Origin of the sequence: Streptomyces sp. NPDC091376 (genome assembly GCF_044757085.1) — a bacterium.
GTDB classification, from domain to species: domain Bacteria; phylum Actinomycetota; class Actinomycetes; order Streptomycetales; family Streptomycetaceae; genus Streptomyces; species Streptomyces pratisoli.
The window spans coordinates 216,892-237,315 of record NZ_JBIVUF010000005.1; the positions used below are offsets into that span (position 1 = coordinate 216,892).

A 20,424-nucleotide genomic window follows, 5' to 3' on the forward strand; every position below is an offset into this window, starting at 1 on the left:
ACAGATATGTCCCTATATGATGAGATTGTATGTTCGTGCGTGGAATATGGCGCCCGCTCCGCACATCGGAGACGACCATGGCCCCTGCAGAACCCGCCCGACGGCGGCGCAAGAGCAAGGCCGCATCGGTCATGCGCTCCGCGGCGGAACAACTGGAGCAATTGCTCGGCCGGCCGCCCGAGTCGGTCTCGGCCATCAAGCCGACCGAGGACGGGTGGGAGGCCCATGTGGAGGTCCTGGAGCTGGAGAGGATTCCCGAGACGACGAGTGTGATGGGCAGCTACCGGGTGGTCCTGGACGAGGACGGCGACCTGGTGTCCTACGAGCGGATACGCAGATACACCCGAGGACAGATCGACCGCAGGGTCTGAGCAGGGCCGGGTCGATGAAGGGAGGCGCCATGACCGTGGTGCCGCAAGGCGGCGGTGGCAGCGTTTCCAGGGCTGGTGGCGGCGGCAGCAGCAGTCTCTACGACGTCCTGGAGCTCATCCTTGATCGCGGACTCGTCATCGACGTCTTCGTGCGTGTGTCGCTCGTCGGGATCGAGATCCTGAAGATCGACGCCCGCATTGTCGTGGCCAGCGTCGACACGTACCTGCGCTTCGCCGAGGCGTGCAACCGCCTGGACCTCGAGAGCGGCGGCAAGGCTCCTGCGCAGCTCACCGACCTCGTCGGCGACACCGTCGAGAGCGGCGCCCGCGGTAAGTCCAAAGGCGCGCTCACCGGAGCGGTGGAAGCCGTGACGGACTCCCTCAAGGGCGGTCAGCAGGACGATGACGCCGACGAGGAGCAGGAGGACGAGGAGACGGAGGACGACGCCCGCGAGCCGCGCCGCCGGAAGGAGCGCGAGCCTGCGGAGAGGCCACGTCGCACATCCCCCCGTCGTACGTCCCGCCGCGCGAGGGAACGCGAGGAGGAGTGACCATGGCCGTATACGTCTACTCCATCGCCGCCAAGGAGCATCCACTCAGGATCGACGAAGTCACCGGGGTGGGGGATCCGCCCTCCAAGCTGCGCACCGTGACCGCGAGCTCACTCACGGCCGTGGTCAGTGACGCACCCGATGACCTGCGACCCAAACGCCGCGATCTCACCGCGCACCAGGAGGTCCAGAACCGGCTCATGGCCGACGGCACGGTGCTGCCCCTGAGGTTCGGGCTCACGGCCGCGGACGACGAAGCCGTCCGGAGCGCACTGGAAGCGCGGGCTGGGGAGTACGCGGACCGCCTCCGTGCGCTGGAGGACTGCGCCGAGTACCACCTCAAGGTCAAACAGGACGAGGAGTCGCTGCTCCGGCAGATACTGGAGGAGTCGAGCACGGCCCGTGAGCTCAACGACTCGATCCGCAACGGTTCGGCGGGCCCGGATGTGTCCGTGGCGCTCGGCGAGCTGGTGGCGGGCGAGGTGGAGGCGCGCCACGCGGCACTGGCCGCCGGAGTCGTCGAGGCGCTGCGTCCCTTCGCCCGGGACCACGAGGTCTCCCGGCCGACCGGTGAGGACTTCCTCAGCGTCTCCTTCCTGGTGGCTCAGGACCACGACGAGGGCTTCCTCACCACCGAACTGAGTCTCGCCAACCAGATGGGGGAGGACTTCGAATTCCGGCTCAACGGGCCGCTTCCCCCCTACAGCTTCGTCTGAGCTCCGGACCGAAGTCGCCCGGAGCGGAAGGTGATCCCATGGGTCTGTTCACAGAGATCGTGCTTCTGCCGCTGGCGCCGGTACGCGGTGTCGGCTGGGTGATGGAGCGCGTCCTGGAGGCTGCCGAGGACGAGTACTACGACCCCGCCCCCGTCCAGCGTGAGCTTGCCGAGCTCGAGGCACGGCTGCTGGCCGGCGAGATCGACGAGGAGACGTTCGACCGCAGGGAGGACGAACTCCTCGACAAGCTGGCGGAGATCAGGGAGTTCCGGGAGGAAGGCCGGGGCCGCTACCGTGACTGACCCGATCGCCAACAGGCTCGGCTCGTACCCCAGCAGGGCGGCGCCGCCGTACGGGCAGGGCTCCTCCGCCAACCTGGCCGACATCCTGGAACGGGTGCTGGACAAGGGCATCGTCATCGCCGGCGACATCCAGATCAATCTGCTCGACATCGAGTTGCTGACCATCAAACTCCGGCTGCTCGTCGCCTCCGTCGACAAGGCCAAGGAGATGGGCATCGACTGGTGGGAGCACGATCCCGCACTGTCCTCGCGCAGCCGCGGAGAGAGCTCGCTCGCGGAGGAGAACCGGCGGCTCCGGGCCGAGATCGACGCGCTGCGCCAGGGCGAGGCACTGCCCAGCGGCTCCCGGCGGCGTGGCACCGAGGACGAGGAAGCCCCGGGCGTCGCACGAGGTGCACCTGCGGAAGAGCCGGAACCGGTGACGGAGGAGGAACCCAGGCCCGCCCGCCGTACGAGGAGGGCGCGCGATGACTGAGCGTGTCACGTATGTGTACGCCGTGGCCCGGGACGCGGACGGACTGGGCGGCACCGTCGAGGGACTCACCGGCGTGGGCGGCGCTCCCGTACGTCTGCTGCCTCTCGCAGAGGGCGGCGTGCTGGTGCTGGTGGTGAGCCCGGTGCCCGGCGAGGACTTCCAGGAGGACGCACTCAAGCGGCATCTCGAAGACCTGACATGGCTGGAGTCGGTCGCCCGCGCCCACCACGGGGTCGTCGAGGCGCTGTCCGCCGACACCGCGGTCCTTCCTCTGCGTCTGGCGACGGTGTACCTCGACGACGAGCGGGCGCACGGCGCCCTCGCGGCCCAGGGCGACTTCTTCGCGGAACGGCTGGCGCACCTCGCCGCGCATGTGGAGTGGGGGGTCAAGATCTACGTGGAACCGTCGGCCGCTCCCGCGCCGGAAGAAGCGGAGCCGGCCGAGGGGCTCAGCCCGGGACGCGCGTACCTGCGCACGCGCAGGGCACAGCGGACGGTCCGTGACACCGCATATGAGGCTGCGCAGACCGCGGCCGAGCGGGTCGAGGCGGCAGGGCGACGGTACGCCGCCGACCGCGCCCGGCACCGGCCGCAGCAGGGTGAACTGGCCACCGGGCCGGGCGAGAACGTCGTCAACGACGCGTATCTCGTGCCCCGTGAACACGCCGAGGAGTTCCGTGCCGACGCGGGTCGCGCCGCCGACGGTCTCGAAGGGGTGCGCGTCGAACTCACCGGTCCCTGGGCGCCGTACTCCTTCGCCACACCGCCCGAGGTCTCCGCCGGTCACGAGCGGGGCGCGGGCCCGTGACGGCGCAGGAGCCCGGCTGGCAGGGCCATGGCCCAGGGTTTCCCGGGGTGCCGGAGGTGCCGGTGCGGACGGGGGTTTCGGGGGCGACGGCGACCACGGGGTCTGCTGAGCCACTGCCGCAGCGGCAGGTGGCACTGATCGACCTGCTGGACAGGTTGCTCAGCGGTGGTGTCGTCCTCACCGGCGACGTGGTGCTCTCCATCGCCGACATCGATCTCGTGCGCGTCTCCCTGCGCGCCCTCATCGTGTCCGTCCGATCCGCGCAGGGAGACCACGACGACGACCGAGGCCACGATGGCCACTGAGGACGAGGACGGCAGGACCCGTCGCCTCGACGAGGTGGCGGAGGCCGCCGCCCGCGCCTTCCGGCTGCTGCCCGCAGCCCCCCAGGACCTGCCGGGGCCCGGCGGCGGCCCGGATGCGGCCCCCGCCCGCAGGATCAGCGCCGACCCCGACACCGTGGAGAGGGACCTGGTCAGGCTGGTGCTGACCCTGGTCGAACTGCTGCGGCAACTGATGGAGCGGCAGGCGCTGCACCGCGTGGACCAGGGTGACCTCACGGAAGCGGAGGAGGAGCGGCTGGGGGCGACCCTGATGGTCCTGCACGACCGCATGGTCGGTCTGTGCGCCCAGTACGGGCTGACGATGGAGGACCTCAACCTCGACCTCGGCCCCTTGGGCACGCTGCTTCCACCGGCCGACTGACCGGCGCGAGCCCGGCCGCCTCTGGCCGGCCCGGGCCCGGCGTCGGCTAGATCCGGCCCTCTGCGAGGACCGCCCTGGCCGCCGTGCGGTGCAGCGCGTCAACCGTCTCCATCTGGTCCTTTGCCCGGTCCGCGAGTTCCTGGAGCCGTGTGGTGTCGATCGGGCCCGGGACCGGCGCGGCGGCCATCAGCGCGGTCCAGAGCAGGTACTTGCCCTGGATGCCCATGCGCAGGGTCTCCAGCTCCACCATGGTGCTCAGCCCCGAGCGGCGCCGGACGCGGCCGTTGAGCTTCAAGCGGGCGATCTTCTCCGCGACCCAGCCGCCGCAGGTCTTGTACTGCTGCGGGGCGATCCCGAGAGACTCCATGAGGGCCAGGAGGCTGCGGCGGTCGTCTGCGATGTCCTCGGCCAGGCGCCGCAGCTCCGGGGCGCGGCCCGACGAGTCGTGCGCCCGTGCGATACGCCGGGACAGCTCGGCCCCCGTGGTGGCGCCGGCCAGGTGGTCGTCGAGATAGATGCGAAGTGCCTTGTCGTGCACGGTGACCTCTCCGATCCGGCCGGAGGCCACGTCTTCACGCCTCTGGACCGATGTGTTCCGGATTACCTCCGACATTCCCTCCGCCATTCCTTCCGCCGCCGCGAACCGGCCTCACCTTCCCCGTGGCCCGTCCCTCGTTCGGACCCGGGAGCGCGGTGCAGAGGTGCGCCGCACCCGGCGCCCGGACGCGGACGTCCCTACCCGGCGGTGGCTCCCGTGGCGGACCCCCGCCGCGCCCCGCGATCGATCCTCGCAAGAAGGGGAAGGCGTCCAGGAGAGCCAAGGAGATCAGGTCCTTGGCGGCCGTGACCCGAGGAGAACGCCATGCCTGCCGGATCCAGTCCCAAGCGGGAACGCCAGTACGAGCACATCAAGGACAGCGCCCAGAAGCGCGGTGAGTCCGCCTCGCGCGCCAAGGAGATCGCCGCTCGCACGGTGAACAAGGAGCGGGCCCGCTCCGGCGAGTCCAGGACCGCGAGCAGGACCTCCACGCAGGACCCCAAGTCCGCCTCCCAGCGAGGCGGCGAGCGCTCCCACAAGGGTGCACAGGGGCCCACGAAGGACCAGCTCTACGAGGAGGCGAAGAAGAAGAACATCGAGGGGCGCTCGTCGATGAACAAGGACGAACTGCGCCGTGCCCTGGGTCGCTGAGGCTCATCGCGAGGATCGGTCCTGCCGCGGGAGCCCGTCACAGGTTTGCGGACCTCTTCGGGAGGTATGCGCATGAAGTAACGCAATCTACTCCGATCGAGGAGCTGATCAGGGTGGCTGAGGGCAAGAAGATTCGTGGCAAGGCCCAGGAAGCGACGGGCAAGGCCAAGGAGAAGGTCGGGCGCGCGACGGGCAGTGACGACTTGCGCCTCAAAGGAGCCGGTGACCAGGCGGCCGGCAAGGCCAAGCAGGCCGCAGGAGAGGTCGAGGACGTCGTGAAGGGCACGGTGGAGGAGACCAAGGGAAAGGTTCGTCGCCACAAGTGACGGCTCGTCATCGTGCGTAACGGAACACGGCCGGGGCGGGAACGACTCTCCCGCCCCGGCCGTTGCGCGTGCGCTTAGGACCGCTCCGTGCTGGTCCCGTCCAGGGCTCCTCCACCGCCGGCTCGCAGGTGGCAAGCGGCAGGTGGCAGGTGTGGTGCACGGCGTGCGGGGCAGACGGATGCCCGAAGGCCGGGACCTCGCCGGGCAAGGCTGGAAGGGTCGGACAGCCGGAGAAGCCCTGCAACGGCCCCGGCGGCCGAGCCGGAGCCGAGCCTCCTGCTCCTGGCGGTTCCGGGCAGGCCCGCAGAGGAAGGCGGAGGACATGGACATACTCATCGCCGGCCAGGCAAGCCTCGTCACCGGAGCCGCGATCGCCGCGAGCAATCCGGTGCTCGGCGGTGTAGGACCGTTCATCGCGGGGCTCGTGATCGTGGCGGTACTCATCGGAGTCATCCCGTGGGCCGTACGCCGCCGCCGGTCGCAGCCGCGGCCACCCCGGCCGGAGGAGCAGCCGACGGCGCCCCCAGACCGCACGCACATCGAGCAGCGGCGAGAGGCGGACGACGAGGCCTTCCCGGACGACGGTTCGCGGCTCACCCCGCACCAGTTGAAGCCCCACAGCACCCGTCCCGCGTCCGGTCGGCAGCGTGCGCGCGAAGACGAGGGTGGCGCCTAGGGGTGCGGTGGACTCCACGGATGAGCGAGGCCCGCCATCCCGAAGTGCCGGACCATTGCCGGTCCTTCGTCGGTCGGCCCGATCAGCCACATGCCATGGCGCCACGGTTGCGCGAGGTGCCGTGAGGCGGCTGGTGCAGGAGGCCGGTGCAGGCGGCCGGCAGTGAGACCGGCCCGCCCGGACGGATCCGGAGGAGAACATGAGCGACGCCCCGAGCGCACACGACTCGTCGTGCCGGACGGTCGCCACCGCGCGAACGCCGCGGGGGAGCGGTGTGCCTTCCCCGGCCGCGCTGGTGAGGCCGTGGGGTGTCTATCGCCCGCAGGGTGACTCCCAGCTGTTGCGCGAGGCCCTCGAAAGAGCAGCCATGCCCGCGGGCGCCCGCGTTCTCGACGTGTGCACCGGCACGGGCCTGATCGCCCTGACCGCGGCTCGGCTCGGCGCCTCGGACGTGTGGGCGGTGGACACCTCGTACCGCGCCGTGATCGCCGCCCGCTGCAACGCGTGGCTGCACCGGCTCCGCGTACACGTCCTGCGCGGTGACTTCCGCGACCGTGCGGCGGGGCACCGCTTCGACATGGTCACCGCCAACCCGCCCTATGTGCCGTGCCCGGACGGCACTGCCCGGTCCCCCGGCCCCGAGCGCACCGTCGACGCGGGCCCGGACGGGCGGCTCCACCTCGACGACCTGTGCGCGGTGGCTCCCGAACTGCTGGCCGAGAACGGATCGTTGCTGGTGGTCCAGTCCGCACTGTCCCGGCCCGACCTGACCCTCCAGCAGCTGGACCGGGCCGGCCTGAAGGTCTCGGTGGTCGCCCGGCGCACCCAGCCCTTCGGCCCCGTACTGAACTCGCGTGCCCCATGGCTGGAGGAACGAGGGCTGATCGCCCCGGGCCAGCGAACGGAGGAACTGATCGTCGTCCGCGCCGACCGTGTACCGCGACCCTGGAGGTAGGCACCGGAGTCCGTCGAGAGCCGAGGCGGCGCATGGCGAACGTGGCGGTGGCGGCGACCCGGGCGCGCGGCGTGGCCGGATCAGTCCGGGGCCGGTGTGACGGCCCGATCGAGCACCGGAGGGCCCGGTTCGCGACGCCCGGCTCACGTCAGGGACGCCCGGGCGCCGACCATGAGGTCGGCCGCCACCGCCACGGCCATCGCCGCCGGCGCGGGCGGACGGCGATACGCGGGACCGCGCGTTCTCGCCCGCCGTCCGCGACCGGGACGTCGCGAGGGCTCAGGACCGCAGGAAGTCCGCCAGGCCTTGCAGCAGCCTGTCCACGTCCGAGGCGTCGTTGTACGGCGCGAGGCCGACGCGGAGGCCGCCGGTGTCGCCCAGTCCGAGCCGGCGGGAGGCTTCGATGGCGTAGAAGGAGCCGGCGGGAGCGTGGACGCCGCGGGCCGCCAGGTAGCGGTAGGCGTCCGTCGTGTCGCGGTCGTCGAAGGTCAGGAGCATGGTCGGGGTGCGGTCGGCGGCGCGCGAGTGCACGGTGATCCCCGCGAGCTCCGACAGACCCTTGCCGATCTGTGCCTTGAGCCCTTCCTCGTGGTCCTCGAGGGCGGCGAAGCCGGCGGTCAGCCGCTCCCGGCGCGTCCCCGTCGCGTCGGCGTCGAGACCGGCGAGGAAGTCGACAGCGGCTCGCGTGCCCGCCAGGAACTCGTAGGGCAGAGTGCCGAGTTCGAAGCGTTCGGGGACCGCGTCGCTCGACGGCAGCAGCTTGTCCGGGCGGAGCGTCTCCAGGAGCGCGGGCCGGGCGGCGAGGACGCCGTGGTGAGGGCCGAGGAACTTGTACGGGGAGCAGGTGTAGAAGTCCGCGCCGAGCTGTTCGACGTCGACCAGCGAGTGGGCGGTGCGGTGGACGCCGTCTACGTACAGCAGGGCCCCGGCCTCGTGGACGAGGTGGGAGATCTCGGCGATCGGGGGCCGGGTGCCGATCAGGTTCGACGCCGCGGTGACGGCGACCAGCCGGGTCCGCTCCGAGAGTACGGCGCGGATGTCCTCGACGGTGATCTCGCTGGTCGACGGGTCGAAGTCGGCCCATCGGACGGTCGCTCCGACCTGCTCGGCGGCCTGGACCCAGGGGCGGATGTTGGAGTCGTGGTCGAGTCGCGTGACGACGACCTCGTCCCCGGGCGACCAGGTCTTGGCGAGGGCGCGGGAGAAGTCGTAGGCGAGCTGGGTGGCGCTGCGGCCGAAGACGATTCCGGCGGGCTCGGCGGCCAGCAGGTCCGCCATGGCCCGGCGGCACTCGGTGACGATGGCCGCCGCGTTGCGTTCCCCCGCGATCTCCTGGCCCCGGTTCGACAGGGGACTGGCGAGGGCATCGGAGATGGCCTGGATGACGGGCCGGGGAGTCTGTGTGCCTCCGGGCCCGTCGAAGTGGGCGATACCTGCGGCCAGGGCCGGGAACTGTGCACGGACGCCGGTGACGTCGTAGCTCACGAGGTCCTCCTGTCGAGGGGGAGGCGGTGGTGTCTGCGGGGCGGATCGTTCGGTCGGGGCATGCTGCTCAGAGCATGTTGCTCCCGGCCGGGACGGGCAAGTGCGCTTCGTGAGTCCCTCGCCGCCGGCAGGCGGAATCGCGCCCCGGGGAACCGCTCACGTACACGACCGGCCGTCCGCCCGACGCGCCCCACGAGCTACCTTCACCCCCGTTGCCGCCACCCACTCGGTATCGATGCCGTGCCGCACTTCTGGCGTGAATGTGAGCCGCGCACGCCGGCGGGAGTCCGGGAGTCGCTGCGGGTCGTGAGCAGCGCTCGGGGCTCGGGGGAGGGCCGGCCGGTCAGGGCTGCCCCGGGGACGCCTCGCCCGGTGACCGCTGCCGGCCCCGGCATGAGGGAGCCCCGCCGCGACGGGGGAGCGCGGCGGGGCCTGAGGCTCAGGTGCCCGGTGGAGGGCGGATCATGCGTCCCGGTTCCCGGTTCCCGGTTCCCGGTCGCCGGTCAGCTCCTGGCCGACGCCTCCAGCACGAAGACGGGAATCACCCGGTCCGTCTTCTCCTGGTACTCGGCGTACGGCGGATACGCGGCGACCGCGCGCTCCCACCACGCGGCCTTCTCGTCCCCGGTGACCTCACGGGCCGTCATGTCCTGGCGCACGGGGCCGTCCTGGAGTTCCACGTGTGGGTCGGCCTTGATGTTGAAGTACCAGACCGGGTGACTTGGCATGCCGCCCTTCGAGGCCACTACCGCGTACCGTCCCTCGTGCTCCACACGCATCAGCGGGCTCTTGCGGATCTTGCCGCTCTTCGCGCCGCGCGTCGTGAGAACGATGACGGGCAGTCCCGTGTCCATGAGCGTCGTGCCCTCGGTGCCGCCCGAGCTCTCGTACAGCTCGACCTGTTCGCGTACCCACTGCTCCGGACTCGGCTCGTACTCGCCTTCAAGAGGCATCGCGTTCCATCCCATCGTCGGCTACGGATGATGCTGCGCAGTTCAGCACACGCACCGCGCGGATTCATCCTCACCACACCGCCGAGCACATGTCCTGCCCGGCCTCCGGGGGCAGTTGGTGGGGCGGACGGTCACCGGCTCTTGGGGGTCCCGGTCCAGCGCTGCCACCAGTGGCGGCGCCTCGGATGGACGGCGCGGCCGAGACGCCTGCCGAGGACGAGATAGCCGAGCAGCGCGCCGGTCACGTTCAGGATGACGTCGTCGATGTCGAAGGCCCGTCCGGTGACCAGGGATCCCTGGACGAGTTCGACCAGCGTCATCGTCACGCCCGTCACCACCAGCACGCGCAGGAACCCACGCGCTTGCGGCAGCAGGACCGGCAGCAGCACACCGAAGGGGACGCCGAGCAGAACGTTGCCGCCGAGCTGCTTGACGGTGTCGCGGAACGCGGGCTGTGACAGATAGTCACGGATGGACGCGCCAGGGCGGAGATTGCTGTGCGTCAGCGGCTCGGAGGCCACGGAGGGCTCCAGAGTCAGCCGGGCGAGCGCGACGCTGAAGACCGCCGTCGCCACGAACGCCAGTAGGACGGCCGCCACCCGCAGGACAGGCGCCATGGGTGCCGCGATCTTGTCGGATTCGTTCCGTGCCATCGGTGCCCCTAACCAAGCCGTCCGGTGTGCCCGACGGTTACCCGGTCCGCGGATGCGCATACCTGCGATCTCGCCGCCCCGGCAGCGGGGCCGCCGGCAACAGGCGGATCGGATGCCCTTCGGAACCCTGAGACGGCGAGCGCGGTCCTGCGCCCCTTCGCCCGGCCCGGCGGCGCGGCGCCGTCACCGGAGCGCATCGCCGAGTTCCGCGCCCTGCGCGCGACTGTCATGGACTCGCTTCCGCGCCGGACGGCGACGGAGCGGCCGACAGCCGGGCGGATCTGACCGAACGTGCCTCATCGGTCACGCTGTGGCAGAGATCGCCGCAGCCGGGGAGCGCGCGGCGGAAGCAGGTGGACGGCGATCCCGTCGCCGTCGGTGGGATCACGCGGGCCGTGGCGCACTTCATGACTGCGGGCACGCGCCCCCCGCATCCCTGCCTGGGCCGACGAGCGCGCGACGTCAGCGCAGCGCGACCTGGCCCGCGAGGACCGTACGCATGACGCGTTCGACCGTCTCCTGGTTCTCACCGACCGGGGCCACGTAGTCGATGACGCCGCGCGCGGCAGCCTCCCCGAGCGTGCGGGTGATCACCCACGCGGCGAGATACTGCGACGCCAGGCAGCCGCCCGCCGTGGCGATGTTCCCCTCGGTGTGGAAGGGCGCGTCCAGCACCTTGACATCGCGCGCTTCGACGAACGGCCGGCTCGCCATGTCCGTGCAGGCAGGCATGTCGCCCAGCAAGCCCAGCCGCGCGAGCACCAGCGCGCCCGAGCACTGCGAGCCGATCAGCTGCCGCGAAGGGTCGAGCCGCAGCATCGAGATCAGCCGGTCGTCGGCGACCACCTCGCGGGTCTTCAGCCCGCTGCCGATCAGGACGACGTCGGCCTCGGTCACGAACTCCATCGGGCGCTGTCCGTTCACCTCGACGCCGCTCCTCGACGTGACCACCGGCGTCGGCGTCGTGATGAACGCTTCCAGGCCGTCCTGTCGGCATCGGTTGATCAGCCCGGAGGCGATGAAGCTGTCGAGCTCGTTGAACCCGTCAAAGGTGACCACTGCTACCTGCATCACAATTCCCCATTCGAAGGTCGGCCACGAATGAGTCAGTCTCCTGGCGGGCCATGCTCAAGACCCGGGCCAATCGGCAGCCAGTGGTTTGCCGGCCGCCGCTGATCTTGCCCACGACCGGGGAAGCGGCTCGGTCGCCCGCCACCAGTCGGTGACGAGGTCGGAATGTGACGTCCATGGCACGCGGCACGTCGTGATCGTCCGGTCCCGCACAGGGGCAGGCCCGATCCGGGACGTCCGGCCGGGGCTGGGACACGCCCGGCCCGGGACATCCGGCCGCGGCTGGGACACGCCCGATCTGGGACGTCCGGTCGAGGCTTGGGGTGCCTCCCCGTCTGTCGTGGCCGTGGGCCGGCGTCGGGGCGGCGTCGTGGGCCTGGGCGACGTCACTCGCGCCGTGCCACCAGGCGGTACGCGTTGCACAGTCCGAGTCTCCGTGCGAAGGGAGCGATCATCCGGTCCGCGAGCGTCGCCAGCACCAGAGCCGGGACGCCGGCCAGCAGGGCCGAGGTGCGCAGCGCGCGGTGCGACCGGCCCGGCCGGGCGGGCAGCCAGGGCAGATCGTCACGCGGAGCCGCCTCGTCGAGCGCCAGCCAGACCGCGGCCACCAGGTCCACCGGCTCGTGCGCGGAGCGGTGTTGCTCCGCCACGACCGTGAAGCCCAGCTCGGACAGGGCCCGACGGAGGTTCGCCACCGGCACGAGGTGGAGGTGCTGGGGCTGCAGCCACGGGAGCCACCAGCGCCCGAGCAGCCTCGCGTAGCGACTGTCCGGGTCCGGTACCTCCACCACCAGACGGCCGCCGGGACGCAGCGCCGTGCGGGCCGCCTCCAGCTCGCGCAGCGGCTCGGTGCTGTGCTCCAGGTAGTGGAACATGCTCACGACGTCGTAACTCCCGGCGAACCCCGGTGCCAGTTCGGTGAAAGCGCCCCGGAGACCGCGTTCCACCCGCCCCTCCAGCTCGGCCAGTTCGGCGCCCGCGGAGCGGTCGAGCCCGTCGAACACCACGTCCGGCAGGACCGCTCTCGCCACCTCACAGAAATGCCCGTGACCGGTGCCGACGTCGAGCCACCGCTTGGCCTCGCCCAGATACGGCAGCACGGACTCCGCCCGGCGGCGGTAGGACTTCGTGCGCCCGCCGAACATCCCGTCGAGCTGCTGCTCGCCCAGGCCGTCGTAGAAGTCGCGATAGTAGAAGTCCAGCCCCCGGGCGTTGAGACGGGGGTTCTGGAACAGATGCCGGCAGGCGTGGCACCGGTCGATACGGAAGGCTCCGGGCTTGTGCTGGATCAGGTCGGGCAACCGCAGGTGGCCGCCGATCCGCGCCGAACCGCACCACGGGCAGTCGTGCCGCATCGGTTCGAAGAACACCGAAGGGCCGTCGGCCAGTTCGGCCAGGTAGGCGGGGCGCAGCGCGGCCACGACCTCGTGCCGTGGCCGGGACCGCGGAGAGCGCTCGGAGCCTGGATTCACCGCGTTCATACGTCGTTCTCCTCACGGGCCGGCAGTTCGGGGCGGTGCGCACGGGCGGCCTGACGCTCGGAACGGTCCACATGCGCCGGGCGTACGGACCGGTCCGCACGAGGTACGGAAGGGTCCGCACGGTTCATGCGGTCCGCTCGCCCGGTACGGTCCGGCTGCTCGGGGTGCCCCGCCTGGTCCCGCCGTGCGGGCCCGTCCGCGCGGGCCAGCCGTTCGAGATGGTCCGCGGCGGCAGCGGCCCCGCCCGCCGCACGGAACACACCTCCGATGGACCGGGCGGCGGCCCGGTGGTGCGGCGTGCACAGTACGGTGTCCAGCGCCGCCCCGATCCGGGACGCGTCGGCCCGGCCGAAGCGGATCCGGACTCCGGCGCCCGCCTCGGCGACCTGCGCCGCGATGACCGGTTGGTCGTCCCGGATCGGTGCGACGACCAGCGGAACACCGTGCCACAGCGCCTCGCACACCGTGTTGTGACCGGCGTGGCAGACGACCGCGTCCACCTTCTCCAGCAGCGCGAGCTGCGGTACTTCGGGCACCGCGAGCAGATCCTTGTCCATGTGGCCGGTGTCGCCGTGGACGTCGCCGTCGCCCCCGACGGCCCGGTGGTCGCCGGTGCCGTCCGAGGCGAGCACACCCTCCGGGTCCACCACCACACCCTGCAGCCGGTCCGCGCGTGCGCGCAGCGCCCGGGCGGACTCGGTGAGGAACCGCGCACCCGCATCCGTGTTGGCCGTGCCGAGCGTGACCAGGACGGTCGCCCGCCCCGGGTCCAGCCAGTCCCACGGGAAGCCCGCGGGCGACGGGCGGTCGGACAGCGAGGGGCCCACCCAGCGGATCCGGTCGCCGCCGCGGGCGGGCGTCCCGGCCAGCTCCTCCGTGGTGAAGGCGAGCGCCAGATGCGGGGAGAACCGCGGATCGCAGATGCTGCCCGGATCGCCCACCCGCTGCCGTAGTTCGCGTACCAGGGCCTCGTTCCACGCCGCGACCTTCGGCATCGTGGCCAGTACGTCGGCGAACTCCGCCGACGTCGTCGCCGACGTCGCCCACCTCACCCCGAGCCGTTCCGCGACCAGCCCACCCGCCAGCGACTGCTGGTCGGCGACGACGACATCGGGGCGGAACGCGCCCACCGCGTCCCGAACACCCTCGGCCATCGCGTCGGCCAGCGGCACCAGGAACCGCTCCCACAGGAAGCGCAGCGCCTCCGGCCCCCGGATGTCCGGTGGCCGGGTCGGCCAGTCCCCTTCGGACCAGGTCGCGGGGGAGGGGTGGACCCGCGCGCCGGGCCCGGCGAGACGGTGCACGATGCCGGGCACCCCCGCCCAGGCCACCTGGTGCCCCCGGGCGGTCAGCGCGGCGGCGACTCCGACGAGGGGATTGATGTGCCCGACGAGCGGAGGCACGACGAACAGGAAGCGACTCAAGGGACCTTCACCTCCACGGTGCGGCCGGCAGCGGGTCGTCGTGAGCGGGGGCGGCGAGGTTGATCCAGTCCAGTACGAGATCGCGCACCCGGCCGGGTGCCTGGACCAGTACCGAGTGCTCGTGCCCGGGCAGCAGCACCGTCCGGCACCGGGGGAGCCGCTCCCGCAGCCACGGGGCCTGCTCGGCCAGGTCGGAGTCGCCCCCGTACACGGCGAGTACGGGGCAGTGCAGCGTACGGATCGCGTCCTCGGTCACCACGTCGCAGGCGGTGACCTCGCGGGCGATCGCGGTGTCCCGCACCAGCCGGCCCGCGGCCTGGGCGAGCCGGGCCGTGTGGTGGCCCCGGTGCGTGGCGATCCAGTCGAGCGCCTCCGTCTCGTTCGTGGTCATCTCCTGCCGGACCCGGCCCAGCAGTCCGGTGATCTTGCGCGCCCACGACGCCGTGGCCGGTTCGGACTCGACGACGGAGATGCTCGCCACCCTGCCGGGGCGGAGCATGGCGTAACCGAACGCGACCGTGCCGCCGAAGGAGTTGCCGACCAGATGGACGGGGCCGGGGATCTCCAGCCGGTCCAGGAGGGCGCCGAGGTCGTCCACGAACCTGTTGAGGCTGTACCCCGTCGCCGGCCGCTCGCTGCGGCCGTGGCCCCTCTGGTCGTACATCACGACGTCGAGACCGGAAGCGGCCAGGGCGGGGGCGATGGTGAAGTAGTAGCTGGCCAGACTGTCGGTGAGCAGACCGTGCAGCAGGACGACGGTGGCGGCGGCCGGGGACGCGTCGTCCGTGGCGAGCTGCCTGCCGAGTCGATGCCGGTGCCCCGGCCGACCGTCGCCGCCCTGCGGAGAGGTGTCGCGCGGCCCGAGGCGCTGGACGTGCAGCCGGATGTCGCCGACGTCGATGATCGCCATCCGTCAGGCCGCTTCCGCGCTCTTCAGGCACTGCGCGACATGTTCGACGAGACGGCCGACGGTCAGTTCGATGATGTCGTCGAGTTCCATGGAGGCCACGAACTCGGCGAAGTTGACCGCGTGTCCGTAGCGGTCCTCCAGATGGCCGGCCAGGGTGACCAGGTCGATGCTCTCGAACTCCAGGTCCCTGGCGAACCGGGTCCGCATCCCCACCTCGGTGCCGTCGAGCCCGTAGTCCTCCAGCACCAGCCCGATCATGGCGGTGATGTCGGCGAGGATCTCGTCCCGCCCCGCCTCCGACGGACCCGCCGGCTGTGTCGTGGTCACTTCCCGTCCTCCTCCTCGTCGTTGTCCTGCACCGGGCCCCCGGTCCATGCCACGACGAAGGAGCGCGCCGGCAGCCCCGGGGGAGTGGCCACCTGCTCGCACCGGATCCGGTACGTGCGTGCCGACGGGCAGCCGGCGACGGTGGTGCGCGCCTCGACCGTCAGCCGGTCCCGCGCCGCCTCCACCACCGCGAAGTCCTTCGGACGACCGCCGAACCCGGTCCCCTCGGCCTTGGCCGCCGCCTCCTTCGCCGCCCAGAAGCGTGTGAACCACACGGCGAGGGAGTCCCCGTCGGCGGCGCTGCAGGCGGTGAGCAGCGCGCGCTCCTCGCCGCCGAGGGCCGTGGTGACCGTGGCCTCGGCGGGTTCGGCGATCTCCTCGATGTCGATGCCCGGTCCGGCCTGCGGGCCGGCCGCACCCCCGTCCGTACCCACGGCCGCCTCGCGGGGCCGGACGATCGCGACGGCCGACTCGGCCCGGTGGGCGATGGACACGGCCAGGGGCGGAAGGTCCAGGCCGTGCAGTCCGGTCACCAGGGGACGGCCCAGTTCGTCGTTGTCCACCCTCAGCTCGGCCGGGAAGACGGGCCCCGCGCCCTGCCGCCACAGCCAGTGCCGCACCGCGTCCTTGGCGGCGATCCGGCCCAGCAGCCACTGCCGGCGGCCGCGCGGCGGATGGCGTTCGTAGGCGGTGCGCTCCTCGCCGCCCAGCATGTTGCGCATGACGAGCTCCCGTGACGCCAGATCCGGCCAGCGCTCGTGGAGCAGCGACCAGCCTCCCGTACGGGCGACGGACAGTGTGTTGCGCTCGGGGAACCGCTCGACCGGACGCGTCTGCGGATCGTTGTCGAACCGCCGGTCCTGCCAGCCGGTCAACCGTGCCCACACGGTGCCCCCGCACGTCAGCAGCACGTCGGCTTCGAGCAGCGCGCCGGTGAGCGACGTGATGCGGACCAGGCATTCCAGCCGGGTGCCGGGCCGGGGCGGAGGACCGTAGAACCGCAGGTGCCGCATCCGGACGGGGAACACGACGGTCCGCTCGGTGGCGGTCGCCATGATCCAGTAGCCGAGCACCTGGCCCACGTTGTCCAGCAGGGCACCCGGGGCGGACGGGGTGGTGAGGACGGCTCGTACGTGTCTCGCGCCGATGCCCGTCAGCGTGGTGACGCCCTGGTACGCGGGTCCGTGGAACATCCAGCGCTCGTCGTACAGCTGGGCGGCGGTGTGTGCGGGGACGTGCTCGTCGGGGAACGTCTCCGGGTCCGGGCCCGCCGGCGGTGAGGCGTGCTCTTCGGCGAGTTCGACCACCGCGCGGGCGTACGGGCCGAAGGACACGGAGACCCGGCCCGGTCCCGCGGGGGCGACGGCGACCGCGACGTCCACCGGCTCGGAGGCGGTCAGCCACCGGTCGAAACGGGCATCGTGCACGGCGACGGCGCGCATGCCGGGGGTGCTGCGTTCGGCCGCCTCCATCAGGTGGTGGACGATCGTCGTGGCCGGGACGACGGGCCAGCGGTCCGCCACCGACGGCCAGCCCGGCCGCTGCCGGAAGAAGCAGTGGTCGAGCAGGTACGGCATGGTGTCGGTGGCGACGCGGAGCGAGCCGGCCGCCCGCCCGGATGACGGCCCGGTCGCCCGCCCGGGCGGCGCGTCCGGTGAATCGCCGTTCACCGGTGAAGTCCCGTTCGCCGGGGGTGGATTACCGGTCGCCGGTGACGTCCCGGAAGCCTGTGCGGGAGCGGTGACCGGTGCGTTGGCGCCCGCAGAGGTGCCGGAGGGCACCGGGGCGGTGGCGGATGGCGGCGACGACGCGGGGCGGTCACGCTGCGGCGGAGCCGTGGGGGTCGTTCCGGGGGCGCCACCTCCATGGGCGGTGCGTCCGGAGGCGCTGCCGGGTGTGCCCGGGAGGGACGCCGCCGCGATCAGTTCGGCCGCGGTCGTCGCGGTCTCCTGCATCAGCGCGGTGAGTTCGGCCAGTACGGGGAAACGGTTCGCCCCGGGCGGAGCAGCGGGGGCCACTGCGGGCACGGGCGCCGAGGGAGTGGTGACCCCCTGGGGCAGTGAGGCCCGCAACCCGGCGAGTACGTCCGGGTCCAGGGAGATCAGCGCGCCGCTGAGGTCGAGTCGTACCGGCGGGCCCTTCGGCGAAGCCCGCTCCTCACTCCTGCCCTGGTCCGGGCGGGCGGTGCGCGGCCGCAGTTCCGCCGGCGCACCCGGTCGCGCGGCCCCGCCCGTCACACCAGGACGGTCGATCATGTCCGGCTCGACCGGGGCCCCTTCGGTCCACAGGGCCACCGCCACCCGGCGCAGCTGCGCCAGGCCGGATCGATGGGGTGAGTTGGCGGCGACCACCAGATGCTCCCGGCCGCTCAGGGTGTCGCCGATCAGGGACCCGAGTTGCCCCGTCCCGACCTGGACGAACGCCCGGAACCCGGCCTCGTACAGCGCCTCGGTCAACTGGCGGAAACGGACCGGTTCCAGCAGGTGCCGGACGAACAGCTCCCGGATCCCGGCCTCGTCGCGGGGGAACGGCGCGGCCGTCGTTCCCGACCACACCGGCACCGTCGGCCGGTGCAGCTCGAAGCGCTCGGCCGCCGCCCGGAAAGGCCCCAGGCAGGGTGCCAGCATCGGCGTGTGGAAGCCGGAGCGGAACGGCAGCACACGGCAGAGCACTCCCCGTGCCCGTAACGAGCGTGCGAACGACTCGACCGCGTCCGGCGGCCCGCACACCATCGACTGCCCGGGCGCGTTGTCGTGCGACAGGGTCACCGGCAGACCGGCCTCGCGAAGCGCGGCACCCACCCGCTCCGCCGAAGCGCCGACGGCGGCGAAGGCGAGGTCCGGCACCGTCACCGCGTCCGGGTCCAGCGAGGCCATGAAGTCGTCGACGGCCTGCTCCGCGTACAGGCCGGCCGCCGCCATCGCCGTCCACTCCCCGATGCTGTGACCGGCCACCGCCTCCGGCACGACACCGAGACGGCGCAGCGCCGCGTCCAGCAGCCGGCCCACCGCGACGACACCGAGGCCGTGGCGGCCGATGTCACCGACCTCGGCTCGGGCGTGGCCGACCTCGGCCCCGGCGTGGCGGACGTCGGCTCCGGGCCGGCCGACCTCGGCCCCGGTGGCACCGAGCGCCGAGCCCGGCGGGACCAGGCCGAAGTGCTCGGCGACCTCGGCCACGCGTGGCTCGAAGTCGCTCTCCAGGCCCGGGAAGACGAAGGCGATCCGGCCGGGCCGCTCGCCGCCGAGCAGCGGCTCGGGGGCGAACCACACGTCGTTGCGCCCGTGCCAGGCGCGTCCCCTGGCGGCGATCCGGCGGGCGAGCCGGAGCCGGTCCGCGGTGGGGCCGACGACGCCGAGCCGGGTGCGTCCCGCGGTCCGCGCGGCGTCCGCGTCGAGCCCGGCGTCCAACAGGGCCGGATCGTCGGCTCCGAGCAGGGCGGCCATGTCCTGCGGACCGTCGGTGGCGAGCAGCAGCACCCGCTCGCGTTCGGCCACCGACAGCACGGCGCTCCGGCGTGCCGGACCGTACGGCGGTGCCGGCGGCCCGGCCGCGAACGGCACGCCGTCCGGGGCCTGTTCGAGGACCACATGGGCGTTGATCCCGCCGAAGCCGAAGGCGTTCACCGCCGCGCGGCGCGGCGGTCCGCCGGCCACCGTCTCCCAGGTCTCCGCCTGCGCCACGGTGCGAAACCGGGTCTCGGCGAGAGCGGGATGCGGATCGTCGCAGTGCAGCGTCGGCAGCAGGGTCGCGTGATGCAAGGCGAGCGCGGCCTTGACCAGTCCCGCCACCCCCGCGGCCGGCATGGCGTGACCGATCATCGACTTCACCGAGCCGATCACCGCCGACGCTCCGCCCGGGCCGTCGGGTGGTCCGAACACCTCGGCGAGGGTGCGGAGTTCTGCGGCGTCCCCCGCGGGCGTCGCGGTGCCGTGCGCCTCCAGCAGGCCGATGGATCCCGGGGCGGCGGGATCCAGTCCGGCCGCCCGCCACGCCTGCCGCACGGCACGTATCTGGCCGCCGGGATCGGGGCTGACCAGGCCGGCGGTGCGGCCGTCGCTGCTCACCGCCGTCCCCCGGATCACCGCGTAGATCCGGTCGCCGTCCCGCTCGGCGTCGGCCAGTCGCTTCAGCACGACCACGCCGGTGCCCTCACCGATGAGGATGCCGTCCGCGCCGCGGTGGAAGGGCCGGCTGCGCTGGCTCGGCGACAGTGCGCGGAGCTGGGAGAAGACGCTCCACAGAGTGATGTCGTGGCAGTGGTGCACGCCACCGGCGAGCATCAGGTCGCAGCGGCCCGACGCCAGTTCGCCCACCGCCTGGTCCACGGCGACGAGCGAGGAGGCGCAGGCGGCGTCCACGGTGTACGCGGGGCCGCGCAGATCGAGCCGGTTGGCCAGGCGGGAGGCGGCGAGGTTGGGGACGAGCCCGATCGCGTTCTCCGGCCGGTCGGGCCCGAGCCGCTCGGTGAACGCCTCGCGCACCCGGGCGAGTTGGCCGGCGTCCAGGCCCGGCAGGAGCTCACCGAGCGTGCGGACGAGCTGGCTCGCGGTGCGCACCCGCTGGTCCAGCCGGACCAGGCCGGGGGTCAGATATCCGCCCCGGCCCAGAACCACGCCGATGCGCTCCCGCTCCGGCAGACCTCCCTCGCCGCCGGCGTCGGCGATGGCGGACGCCGCCACCCGCAGGGCGATCAACTGGTCGGGCTCCATTCCCTGCACCGAACTGGGCATGATGCCGAACCGCGTCACATCGACTTCCGTCAGCGTGTCGACGAAACCGCCCCGGCGGCAGTAGACCTGGTCCGCGGAGTGCGGGCCCGTCGCGGCACCCGGCCGGAAGAACTCAGCGTCCCAGCGGCCCTCCGGCACCTCCCCGATCGCATCGACTCCGGCTTCGAGATTGCGCCGGTACGCCGCCAGGTCGCCGGCGCCGGGCAGCAGCACCGCCATGCCGGTGATGGCGACCGGCACGGTGCGGTATCCGCCTTCCCGCGTACCGCTCACGCCGTGTGCCGCGCGGCCGCCCGTCCCGCCCAGGGCCATG

At 72.5% G+C, this 20,424-nt stretch carries 22 protein-coding genes; 12 read left to right on the forward strand and 10 right to left on the reverse strand.

What is annotated here, in order from left to right; translation table 11 throughout:
• Positions 1-77: 77 nt before the first annotated feature.
• The 8 genes from ACIQMR_RS13175 (at position 78) to ACIQMR_RS13210 (ending at position 3,928) form a co-directional block, all read left to right on the forward strand.
• Positions 78-371 (forward strand): gas vesicle protein, encoded by a 294-nt coding sequence (locus tag ACIQMR_RS13175; RefSeq protein WP_401385497.1) that lies wholly within the window; start codon positions 78-80, stop codon positions 369-371.
• 29 nt (positions 372-400) lie between these two features.
• Entirely contained in the window at positions 401-922 is a 522-nt protein-coding gene (locus tag ACIQMR_RS13180; protein ID WP_401385498.1) for a gas vesicle structural protein GvpA, read from the forward strand.
• A 2-nt stretch (positions 923-924) separates the two neighbouring features.
• Positions 925-1,638: a GvpL/GvpF family gas vesicle protein gene (locus ACIQMR_RS13185; protein ID WP_401385499.1), complete on the forward strand. Its 714-nt coding sequence runs from the start codon at positions 925-927 to the stop codon at positions 1,636-1,638.
• 38 nt (positions 1,639-1,676) lie between these two features.
• Positions 1,677-1,940, forward strand: coding sequence for a gas vesicle protein GvpG (locus ACIQMR_RS13190; RefSeq protein WP_401385500.1), 264 nt, complete (start codon positions 1,677-1,679; stop codon positions 1,938-1,940).
• Positions 1,933-2,415 (forward strand): gas vesicle protein, encoded by a 483-nt coding sequence (locus ACIQMR_RS13195; protein WP_401385501.1) that lies wholly within the window; start codon positions 1,933-1,935, stop codon positions 2,413-2,415. The genes ACIQMR_RS13190 and ACIQMR_RS13195 overlap by 8 nt, the downstream gene beginning before the upstream one ends.
• Entirely contained in the window at positions 2,408-3,223 is an 816-nt protein-coding gene (locus ACIQMR_RS13200; RefSeq protein ID WP_401385502.1) for a GvpL/GvpF family gas vesicle protein, read from the forward strand. Before ACIQMR_RS13195 ends, ACIQMR_RS13200 begins: the two co-directional genes overlap by 8 nt.
• Before the next feature lie 62 nt (positions 3,224-3,285).
• The gene (locus ACIQMR_RS13205) at positions 3,286-3,528 is read left to right on the forward strand and encodes a gas vesicle protein (RefSeq protein ID WP_401385503.1); all 243 of its coding nucleotides are present in this window, start codon (positions 3,286-3,288) and stop codon (positions 3,526-3,528) included.
• Positions 3,518-3,928 (forward strand): gas vesicle protein K, encoded by a 411-nt coding sequence (locus ACIQMR_RS13210; RefSeq protein WP_401385504.1) that lies wholly within the window; start codon positions 3,518-3,520, stop codon positions 3,926-3,928. The genes ACIQMR_RS13205 and ACIQMR_RS13210 overlap by 11 nt, the downstream gene beginning before the upstream one ends.
• Positions 3,929-3,974: 46 nt before the next feature.
• Here ACIQMR_RS13210 and ACIQMR_RS13215 read toward each other — a convergent pair whose 3' ends face one another.
• Positions 3,975-4,541: a hypothetical protein gene (locus ACIQMR_RS13215; protein WP_401385505.1), complete on the reverse strand. Its 567-nt coding sequence runs from the start codon at positions 4,539-4,541 to the stop codon at positions 3,975-3,977.
• Positions 4,542-4,790: 249 nt separating this feature from the next.
• Here ACIQMR_RS13215 and ACIQMR_RS13220 point away from each other — a divergent pair, with 249 nt between their 5' ends.
• From ACIQMR_RS13220 to ACIQMR_RS13235, 4 genes are all read left to right on the forward strand, one after another.
• Positions 4,791-5,117: a plasmid stabilization protein gene (locus ACIQMR_RS13220; protein WP_266384948.1), complete on the forward strand. Its 327-nt coding sequence runs from the start codon at positions 4,791-4,793 to the stop codon at positions 5,115-5,117.
• A 113-nt stretch (positions 5,118-5,230) separates the two neighbouring features.
• Complete coding sequence (locus ACIQMR_RS13225; protein WP_401385506.1) at positions 5,231-5,443, forward strand: CsbD family protein; 213 nt, start codon at positions 5,231-5,233, stop codon at positions 5,441-5,443.
• A gap of 322 nt (positions 5,444-5,765) precedes the next feature.
• Positions 5,766-6,119, forward strand: a complete 354-nt coding sequence (locus ACIQMR_RS13230; RefSeq protein ID WP_401385507.1) for a DUF6479 family protein — start codon at positions 5,766-5,768, stop codon at positions 6,117-6,119.
• A gap of 199 nt (positions 6,120-6,318) precedes the next feature.
• Positions 6,319-7,074, forward strand: coding sequence for a HemK2/MTQ2 family protein methyltransferase (locus tag ACIQMR_RS13235; protein ID WP_401385508.1), 756 nt, complete (start codon positions 6,319-6,321; stop codon positions 7,072-7,074).
• 279 nt (positions 7,075-7,353) lie between these two features.
• Here ACIQMR_RS13235 and ACIQMR_RS13240 read toward each other — a convergent pair whose 3' ends face one another.
• The 9 genes from ACIQMR_RS13240 to ACIQMR_RS13280 form a co-directional block, all read right to left on the reverse strand.
• Complete coding sequence (locus ACIQMR_RS13240; protein WP_401385509.1) at positions 7,354-8,559, reverse strand: cysteine desulfurase-like protein; 1,206 nt, start codon at positions 8,557-8,559, stop codon at positions 7,354-7,356.
• A 503-nt stretch (positions 8,560-9,062) separates the two neighbouring features.
• Positions 9,063-9,512: a nitroreductase family deazaflavin-dependent oxidoreductase gene (locus ACIQMR_RS13245; RefSeq protein ID WP_401385510.1), complete on the reverse strand. Its 450-nt coding sequence runs from the start codon at positions 9,510-9,512 to the stop codon at positions 9,063-9,065.
• Between the two features lie 131 nt (positions 9,513-9,643).
• Complete coding sequence (locus ACIQMR_RS13250; RefSeq protein ID WP_401385511.1) at positions 9,644-10,165, reverse strand: VanZ family protein; 522 nt, start codon at positions 10,163-10,165, stop codon at positions 9,644-9,646.
• 462 nt (positions 10,166-10,627) lie between these two features.
• Complete coding sequence (locus tag ACIQMR_RS13255; RefSeq protein ID WP_401385512.1) at positions 10,628-11,236, reverse strand: DJ-1/PfpI family protein; 609 nt, start codon at positions 11,234-11,236, stop codon at positions 10,628-10,630.
• Positions 11,237-11,622: 386 nt separating this feature from the next.
• Positions 11,623-12,717 (reverse strand): class I SAM-dependent methyltransferase, encoded by a 1,095-nt coding sequence (locus ACIQMR_RS13260; RefSeq protein WP_401385513.1) that lies wholly within the window; start codon positions 12,715-12,717, stop codon positions 11,623-11,625.
• Positions 12,714-14,141 carry a glycosyltransferase gene (locus tag ACIQMR_RS13265; protein WP_401385514.1) on the reverse strand — a complete coding sequence of 476 codons (1,428 nt, stop codon included), beginning with the start codon at positions 14,139-14,141 and terminating at the stop codon, positions 12,714-12,716. Before ACIQMR_RS13265 ends, ACIQMR_RS13260 begins: the two co-directional genes overlap by 4 nt.
• A 7-nt stretch (positions 14,142-14,148) precedes the next feature.
• A complete protein-coding gene (locus tag ACIQMR_RS13270) occupies positions 14,149-15,051 on the reverse strand; it encodes an alpha/beta fold hydrolase (protein ID WP_401385515.1) in 903 nt (300 codons plus the stop codon).
• A 3-nt stretch (positions 15,052-15,054) separates the two neighbouring features.
• Positions 15,055-15,378: an acyl carrier protein gene (locus ACIQMR_RS13275; protein WP_401385516.1), complete on the reverse strand. Its 324-nt coding sequence runs from the start codon at positions 15,376-15,378 to the stop codon at positions 15,055-15,057.
• Positions 15,375-20,423 carry a beta-ketoacyl synthase N-terminal-like domain-containing protein gene (locus tag ACIQMR_RS13280; protein WP_401385517.1) on the reverse strand — a complete coding sequence of 1,683 codons (5,049 nt, stop codon included), beginning with the start codon at positions 20,421-20,423 and terminating at the stop codon, positions 15,375-15,377. The genes ACIQMR_RS13275 and ACIQMR_RS13280 overlap by 4 nt, the downstream gene beginning before the upstream one ends.
• Position 20,424: the final 1 nt, after the last annotated feature.